At 70.9% G+C, this 7,567-nt stretch carries 6 protein-coding genes; 3 read left to right on the top strand and 3 right to left on the bottom strand.

Annotation, left to right across the window (positions count from 1 at the left end):
- The coding region (locus ACFYXH_RS37235) for an RCC1 domain-containing protein (protein WP_389572853.1) at positions 1-1,054 on the bottom strand (1,054 nt) is incomplete at its 3' end.
- A 181-nt stretch (positions 1,055-1,235) separates the two neighbouring features.
- Between ACFYXH_RS37235 and ACFYXH_RS37230 the strand changes: the two genes are divergently transcribed.
- Positions 1,236-1,445: a hypothetical protein gene (locus ACFYXH_RS37230; RefSeq protein ID WP_389572850.1), complete on the top strand. Its 210-nt coding sequence runs from the start codon at positions 1,236-1,238 to the stop codon at positions 1,443-1,445.
- Between the two features lie 9 nt (positions 1,446-1,454).
- On the opposite strand, the gene ACFYXH_RS37225 is transcribed toward ACFYXH_RS37230, so the two are convergent.
- Positions 1,455-3,260 (bottom strand): hypothetical protein, encoded by a 1,806-nt coding sequence (locus ACFYXH_RS37225; protein ID WP_389572848.1) that lies wholly within the window; start codon positions 3,258-3,260, stop codon positions 1,455-1,457.
- 40 nt (positions 3,261-3,300) lie between these two features.
- The gene (locus ACFYXH_RS37220) at positions 3,301-4,362 is read right to left on the bottom strand and encodes an ATP-binding protein (RefSeq protein WP_389572845.1); all 1,062 of its coding nucleotides are present in this window, start codon (positions 4,360-4,362) and stop codon (positions 3,301-3,303) included.
- A 356-nt stretch (positions 4,363-4,718) separates the two neighbouring features.
- Here ACFYXH_RS37220 and ACFYXH_RS37215 point away from each other — a divergent pair, with 356 nt between their 5' ends.
- Complete coding sequence (locus ACFYXH_RS37215) at positions 4,719-5,120, top strand: hypothetical protein (RefSeq protein ID WP_389572842.1); 402 nt, start codon at positions 4,719-4,721, stop codon at positions 5,118-5,120.
- Positions 5,121-5,196: 76 nt separating this feature from the next.
- Positions 5,197-7,554, top strand: a complete 2,358-nt coding sequence (locus ACFYXH_RS37210) for a hypothetical protein (RefSeq protein WP_389572839.1) — start codon at positions 5,197-5,199, stop codon at positions 7,552-7,554.
- The last annotated feature ends 13 nt before the right edge of the window (positions 7,555-7,567 follow it).

Genomic DNA, 7,567 nt, shown 5'->3' with positions numbered 1-7,567 from the left:
TCAGTCCGGTGACGGTGACGGGCGTGTTCCTGTCGGTGTTGGTGCCGTCGCCGAGCTGGCCGTACCCGTTGTATCCCCAGGCTTTGACAGTGCGGTTAGACAGGATAGCCAGACTGTGGTAAAAGCCGCCGCCGATGGCGCGGACGTGGGTCAGTCCGGTGACGGTGACGGGCGTGTTCCTGTCGGTGTTGGTGCCGTCGCCGAGCTGGCCGTACCCGTTGTATCCCCAGGCTTTGACAGTGCGGTTGGACGAGATGGCGAGACTGTGGTCCAGCCTGGCGGCGATGGCGCGGACGTGGGTCAGTCCGGTGACGGTGACGGGTGTGTTCCTGTCGGTGTTGGTGCCATCGCCGAGCTGCCCGGTGCCGTTGGTTCCCCAGGCTTTGACGGTGCCGTTGGACAGGAGAGCGAGATTGTGGCTTCTGCCGGCGGCGATGGCGCGGACGTGCCTCAGCCCGGGGACGGTGACCGGCGTGTTGCTGTCGGTGGTGGTTCCGTTGCCGAGTTGGCCGTCCCCGTTGTATCCCCAGGCTTTGACGGTGCCGTTGGACAGCAGGGCCAGACTGTGGCCTCCGCCGACGGCGACGGCGCGGACGTGCCTCAGCCCGGTGACCGTGACAGGTGTGTTGCTGCTGGTGGTGGTGCCGTTGCCGAGCTGCCCGGTGCCGTTGTATCCCCAGGCTTTGACGGTGCCGTTGGACAGGAGAGCGAGATTGTGGCCTCCGACGCCGGCGGAGATGGCGCGGGCGTGGGTCAGTCCGGTGACGGTGACGGGTGTGCTGCTGTCGTTGTACGTGCCGTCGCCGAGTTCGCCGGCACTGTTGGTTCCCCAGGCTTTGACGGTGCCGTTGGACAGCAGGGCCAGACTGTGCCCGAAACCGGCCGCCACGTCCCGGATGCTCGTCCGCAGGGTGCGGTGAACGCCGTTGGGGCCGGCGGCGATGGCTGTCGGCGTCGTCAGCGCCCATGTGGTCAGTGCTACCAGCAGCGCAAGCAGACCGGCCAGGACGCGCCCTTGGGGGACACGATGTCGTGTGGAGTGCGCGTTCGTCATTGGGAATCCTCCGTGTACGTGGGTGAGTTCCGCCCTGCCGTCCCCGCGGCAGTCCCGGTGCTCGTACTCGCACACCATGAGTGATCAGACGGGGGGAAGACGCTCGCCGACACGGCGGTGAAACAGCCCCTCACCCACTTGGCCGTTCCCGTTTGGGTGGCGGTTGCCGCGGTGGGCCACCGTGGCAACCGAACGGCCGTGTACGCGAGGGAGATCCACCCGCTCAGGGCGGTGGCGACCGTTCACACGGGACTTCTACCACGAGCTCGCCGACACCATGGTCGCCGTGCTCGACCCGGTCGACCCGGTCGCCTGCCTGTCGGCGAAGGACGCCGACGACTACCGCTACTGGCCGGAGGTGTTCCACGACGAGGCGGGCGGCGTGCTCTGACGTCCGTGTTCAGGTCAGCCGGAAGACCGGGCCGCGGGGCGTGAACGGAAGGGAGCCGCCCTGCGGGATCAGGAAGGCGTGCTCCCGCCGTACGCGCAGCACGTCGCACCAGCCGTCGGTGATCACGAGCACCGGGGCGGCGGGCGGGAAGTCACCGGCCCGCTGCAACAGGTCGATCCCGGGCTGCAGTACGGTCCCGCCGCGCCCGCGGACCCGTACCCGTCCGGCGATCTCGGCCGGTGGCAGATACCCGGCGTCGTACGCCGCGGCGTCGCAGAACACGACGCGTGCCGCCGGTACGTCGCGGGCATCGGCGTACGAGGCGATGGCCCCGAGCGCCTTGCCGAGCAGCGCGCTGTTCATCGAGCCGGAGGTGTCGAGGACGACTCCGAAGGTGCAGCGCGGTGTCTCCTCGGTGGGGAAGTACCGACCGGCGCGGGGAATGTCCGGGGTGGACGCCTGTCGCCTGGCCGGTCGGGCATAGGACCGCACGGGCTCGGGCCAGGGCACGAACTCGTCGAACCAGCGGGCCAGTCGCGCGTCCCACGGCACGGGCGGATGGGCCAGGGCCCTGATCTCCTGGATCAGCCCCGCGGGCAGCAGACCGCGTGCCCCGTACCGGTGAAGGTCGAAACCCTGGACCAGGCCGCGGCGGTAGAAGTCGTCCAGGTCGGCGTACGGGCGGGCGGCCGCGTGCGGCAGCGGCTCGCCGAGGATGTCACCGGCGCCCTTGCCGCGCAGGGTCGCGAGCCGGCGACGGCGGCGCAGGTCGGTGGCGATGCGGTCGTAGACCTCCTCCACCGACAGGTCCTTGAGGTCCGGGTCGTACAGCAGCCCTTCGGGCATCTCGCCGACACGCATCTCGACGAGCCAGCCGTTCACGACGTAGTCGGCGGCGACGTTGAACAACAACGGGTCGCGGGCGCCGCAGCGTTCACCGTGGCGCAGGGCGGCGTGCAGCATCTCGTGCGCGAGGATGAACCGCCATTCCTCGTCGGTGAGGGTGCGCAGCGGGTTGATGTAGATCTCCCCGGCGGCGGAGCTCACGGCGGCGACGGAGATGTCCTGGGCGCGGGCGAGTTCGGCGTCGGCGACGACAGTGAGACCCGCTGCGAGTCCGCCGAGCAGCGGGTACGAGGAGACGAACCAGTTCAGGGCGCGGTCCCAGGGCCGCTGCGCGACGCGCTCTCCGGTGGTCCGGTCGCGACGGCCGCCCGCGACGTCCATGGCGGCGGACACGCTGCGGGTGAGCGCGTGCGCGAAGGCCGTCTCCCAGTCGGGCACGGTGGTGTTCCACGCCCGCCAGGGCTGCAGCACCTGGTCGGGGTGTTCGCCCGCCGTGCCGCAGTGCTCGTAGGCGGCGGGGATGCCGTCCCGGCGCCAGCGGGCTGCGAGCTCGGCCTCGTCCCCTCCGGGATACGTCTCGGGGAGGTGGTCGGGTGCCCGGCCGGCCGGGAAGGTGAGCAGGAAGCGGTTGACCACGGTGCAGCGGGCCGCGCGGTCGAATCGGTCGGGCTGCTCGCGCGGGTCGTCCTTGGCGGCCGGAACGTGTCCGAAGCCGAGGTGCAGCAGGCAGTGGGCGATCGTCCAGGCCCACTCGGCCGGGTCCGCACGCTTGGTGGGGTGGACGTGGACGCTTCCGTTGGAGTCGACGGCGGCCAGTCCTCCGGCGGGCGTTCCGGCGCACTTGGCCTGGCGGCAGAAGCCCGCGTCGACGGCCGCGAAGGCCGGGTTCCGCTTGACCAGCGCGAGCCCGGCGGCGAACGCCTCGGTGGCGGGGTCGGGCCTGTTCTTCTTCCTGGATGAGGAGCTCACCAGGTCAGCTCCCGAGAAGCGGTGTACGGCGGCGCGGTGTTCATCGCCGGGCCTCGACCAGCCGGGGCATGTCGCGTGCGGCCTCGACGAGGAACCAGGCGGGCAGCACCGGCAGACCGTCGCCGTCATCCGCGATGACGGTCTGCGCGACCTCGACGGAGATCTCGGCCAGCTGGACGAGCAGCGCCTTGGCCCGGTAGGCGGTCTGCCGCATGGACGGCGAGACATGCTCCTTCTGGCGCGGGAGCTCCTTCACCAGCCGCCCGCGGAACGCCTCCGCGAGGTAGTAGAGCAGGTCGCGGTCCTCCAGCCGGGTGGGCCAGGAGGCATCGCCCTTGAGGATCGCCTCGATGCCGAAGGTGTGGCGCACGATCTTCGCGTAGCCACAGAAGGACACGGCGTGCGCGGGCGTGAGGGTGCCGTGCACGATCACCCGCAGGGTGGTCTCGTCGATGCCCGGCCCGAAGGAGTGCAGGGCGTCGGACAGCATGTGCCAGGACCGGGGTGTGGAGAACGGCTCCTCGGTCTTGGGCGGCTGGGACCACAGGTGGTCGGGCCGATCGGTGAGATAGTCCGTCACCCAGGGGTGGATGCCGTGCTCGCCCGCCCAGACCAGCCAGTCCGCCGCCGATGCCTGCAGATGGACGTGCGTGAGCCTGTTGACGAGCGCGGACGCGATCGGCCGCGCCAGGGCGTTGTCCGTAGCACGGTTCCCGGCACCGATGACGATCGAACCGGCGGGCAGCTCGTAGGAGCCGATCCGACGGTCCAGGATCAGCGAGTAGAACGCCTTCTGGACGTCCGGAGCGGCGGCATTCAGCTCGTCGAGGAAAAGGCAGTACGGCTCGTCCCGCGCGATGGCCTCGGGCGGGCAGAACACGGACCGTCCGTCCCGGATCTGCGGTACCCCGATCAGGTCCTCGGGCGCGAGCTGCGTCCCGAGCAGACTGACGCACTCCAGGCCCAGCGATTCGGCGAACCTCCGCACGAGCGAGGACTTCCCGATCCCGGGCGCCCCCCACAGGAACACGGGCCGCACGGTGGCGAGCCCCAGCAGCAGTTCGGGTATCTGGGCGGGAGTGACGGTGACGGCAGCCTGCACGCGGTGGTGTTCCTTCGGCGAACTCGGACAAGAGGATCGGGCCCGCCCAGTGTGGGCGGGCCCGATCCTCTGCCGCAGCCGATTTTTCACCCTGCGGATGCACAGTCGCGAGCGCGAACCGGAGCATCATCGGCCGGGAGCGTGTACCGGCGCGTCATTGGCCGGAAGCAATGGGTCGCCGAAATCCCGGTCACGCAGCGGTACATGCAGTAGCTGCTGATGTAAGCATTCTGCGGCCCAGCGGCTTTCGGCCAACGTTTCCGCAGGTGCCTCAGCGAGGGCGCAGGTCACCTACATTTGCTCATCTGCCTGCGCAGGAAGCCACGGAACGCGCGGGAAGTTCGGGGGAGAACATCATGGATCCGGTGACAGCCATTGCGGCTGCAGGTGTCGCGCTGGTCGCCAAGGGGGCCTTGGAGTCGGTCGGTCAGGAGGCAGGGCGATCGGGCTGGGGCAGCGCCGGGCGCCTCGTCGATCGGATCCGTGCCCGGTTCCGCGGGGACGCGGAGGCGGAGGATGCCATGGACCGGGTGGCGCAGTCCCCGGACGACGAGACCGCCCACCAGGACCTCGAGCGGCTGCTCGCCGCCCACATGCTGCGTGACCGTGATTTCGAAACAGAGATGCGGCGGCTGATCGACGAGGCGGTCGCGGCCCAGGGCAGCCGCGGCGGAGCCCAGGTCAGCGCCGCGTTGATCAAGAACGCTCAGGTCTTCAACGAGAAGGTCGAGGTGCAGGGGGACTGGAACGTGTCGTGAGGACACTCCGCCCCGCTGTCCTCGCGCCGTGAAGGTCTAGTGCCGACGGCGCCTCCGCTCCGGAAACCCGAAAGTCATGAGCGAGGAAACCCCAGTAAGCAAGGCCCCCGCCGACAAGGCCGCGCCCAAGCGCGCCGGTGGCGTGCCCGTCGAGGACTCGACTGCTCCCAAAGACCCCAAGGACTCGAAGGAGACCGGAGAAACACCGGTCGAGCAGCGCCCCGCGGGCGAGGAGCACGACGGCCCGGTCAGCGAGTCGGATGCACTGCGTTCGCTCGCCCAGGGCGCCGGCCGGGACGAGGACGAACGGTCCGAATCACTGCGCGCGGGCGCCATTGCCGACCTCATCGCCCAGCGTCTGAACACCGACGCATCGGGCACCCGGATCGGCACACTCGCTCTGTTCAACGACTCGGTCAGTTTCGGCGGCGGGTTCCACACGGACGGCAGGCGAACGACCGGCACGCGGGCGTGCGGCGGCGCCTCCGTCCTGGCCGTGGACGCCAACGAACTCACCGAGCACACCGACCTGTTCGTCCAGCCCGAGGGGTACGACGAAGCGCTGGACGCCCTCCGCGAACACCGGATCCTGGTACTGACCGGGGCGCCGGGCAGCGGACGCGAGGCCACCGGAGTGAATCTGCTCGCCGAGGCCATGGCGCTCGGCGGGACCGGTGATGGCGGCTGCCATCGGCTGCTCGCCCCCGCAGTGATCCTGGAGTCCGGCTGGACGCCTCCTGTGAAGAACGGCGGCTATCTCGCCGTTCTGGAGGACGGGCCCGCGGGTGTACGGGAGTTCACCGCGACATTCGGCGTCCGGTCGGCGGCGGGAACCCGGCTGCGCAGCACGGCTGCAGCCGACGGCGGGCGGGTGGGACAGCTCGCCGCCGTGGCCGCCGCCCTGCGGGCATCGGACAGCCATCTCGTCCTGGTCGGGGGGCGCGACCTCGCGAGGGCCGCGGCCGGACCCGGCGGGGACACGGTCGGCCGGCACGAACTCGCACCGGTCGATCCGCAGACGATCGTCGAACGCCGGGTCCTCGGCCACGGCGGTGACCCCGGCGCCCGGGCAGAACTGTTGGCGCTGCTGGAATCCACCGAAGCCGTGGGGGCACTGCGCGAACAGCCCGCGGCCCGGCACGCAGCCGACCTGGCCAAGGTGATCCGCGCGGGCGGCGATGTCGCCGCCGCCGTCGCCGCGTTGCGCGATCCGAGCGAGCAGGTGCGCGGCTGGTTCGACCGGTTCCGCGAACCGGAAGCACTCGCGTTCGCCCTGGCGTCGGCCGTGCTGGAGGAGTGCAGCTATCTGACCGTCGCCGACGCGGCGGTGGATCTGTGGCCGGCTCTCACCCCGCCCGACGATCCCCCGTACGACCTGCGCTTCCGGGACCGGCTCGGTCATGAACAGCAGTGGATCCGGCTGGACTTCGGCGACGGGCCGACTGCAACGGGGCCCCCGCGCGTCCGCTTCCGCAGCCCGCTCCTCGGCCAGGTGATCCTGGCCTACGCCTGGGGCACACTCGACAGCCACCGCCGTTCCGTCCTCGCCTGGCTGCGCCGCCTGCTCACCCACGCCGATGTCGAGGTGCGTGCCCGGGCCGCCGTATCCGCCGGAGTGATCGCCTGGGCCGACCACCACTACGCGGTGCACCGCTTCCTCACTTCGTGGGCGAGCAGCACGTCCTGGCCGCTCAGGCAAAGCGCGGCCACCGCACTCGGAGTGGCGGGCAGCCGCCCCGAATCATCGGAGGAGGTCTGGCAGTTGCTGCACGAATGGGCGCGCGGCGGCACCTCGGCCGGCCAGCGGCGACTCGCGGGCACGGCGGCGAACGCCGTCGGCGGGCTCCTCGGCCGGGACGCCCCCGAGCGGGCCGTTGCGGTGCTGCGCGACGCGCTGGACCGCGAGGACGACTGGGGCACACTGCCGTCCGTCGCCTGGGGCGGGGTGCACCTCGTCCACCAGGGGCAGGCGGGTGTGCTGCTGAACGCCTACCTGGACTGGTCCGAACCACAGGATCTGTCCCCCATGGTGGTCAAGTCGCTGTCCGCGTTCGTGTTCGCCGTGTCCCAGCCGTACGAGGAGCGGGCAGGCGGCCCGAACGGCGGTGGTCCCGACGGCGTACCCGGAGCACCGGTGCTGCTGAGCGGGCTGCCGCGACATGCAGAGCCACTCGCGGAACTGTGGGCGCGGGCCCTGGCCCGGCGGCCGGTCCAGGACACGGCGCTGGAAGCGCTGCGCGCATGGATCGAGGACTACGCGGACAAGTGCCCCGGCGCTCTCGATTCCATCGGAGCGCTGCTCGTGGGCATCGCCCGCCGGCCCGGCCGGCACCGCGAACGGCTGCTGTGGTGGCTGGCGAAGTGGGCCGGCGACCGTGAGAACCCGTCCGCCAGGGCACAGGAACTGCTCCGTCTCCTGGAGCGCAGGACCTGAGCCCGGACCGCAC

The organism is Streptomyces sp. NPDC002730 (genome assembly GCF_042888805.1).
Lineage (GTDB): Bacteria > Actinomycetota > Actinomycetes > Streptomycetales > Streptomycetaceae > Streptomyces.
Note: the sequence above shows the minus strand (reverse complement) of the source record. Positions and strands in the feature narration are given on the sequence as shown.

What these genes read in the sequence shown, in the direction of transcription:
- ACFYXH_RS37215 (WP_389572842.1), top strand. Translation starts at nt 4,719, where the DNA reads ATGGATCCGGTGACAGCCATTGCGGCTGCAGGTGTCGCGCTGGTCGCC.
- ACFYXH_RS37210 (WP_389572839.1), top strand. Translation starts at nt 5,197, where the DNA reads ATGAGCGAGGAAACCCCAGTAAGCAAGGCCCCCGCCGACAAGGCCGCG.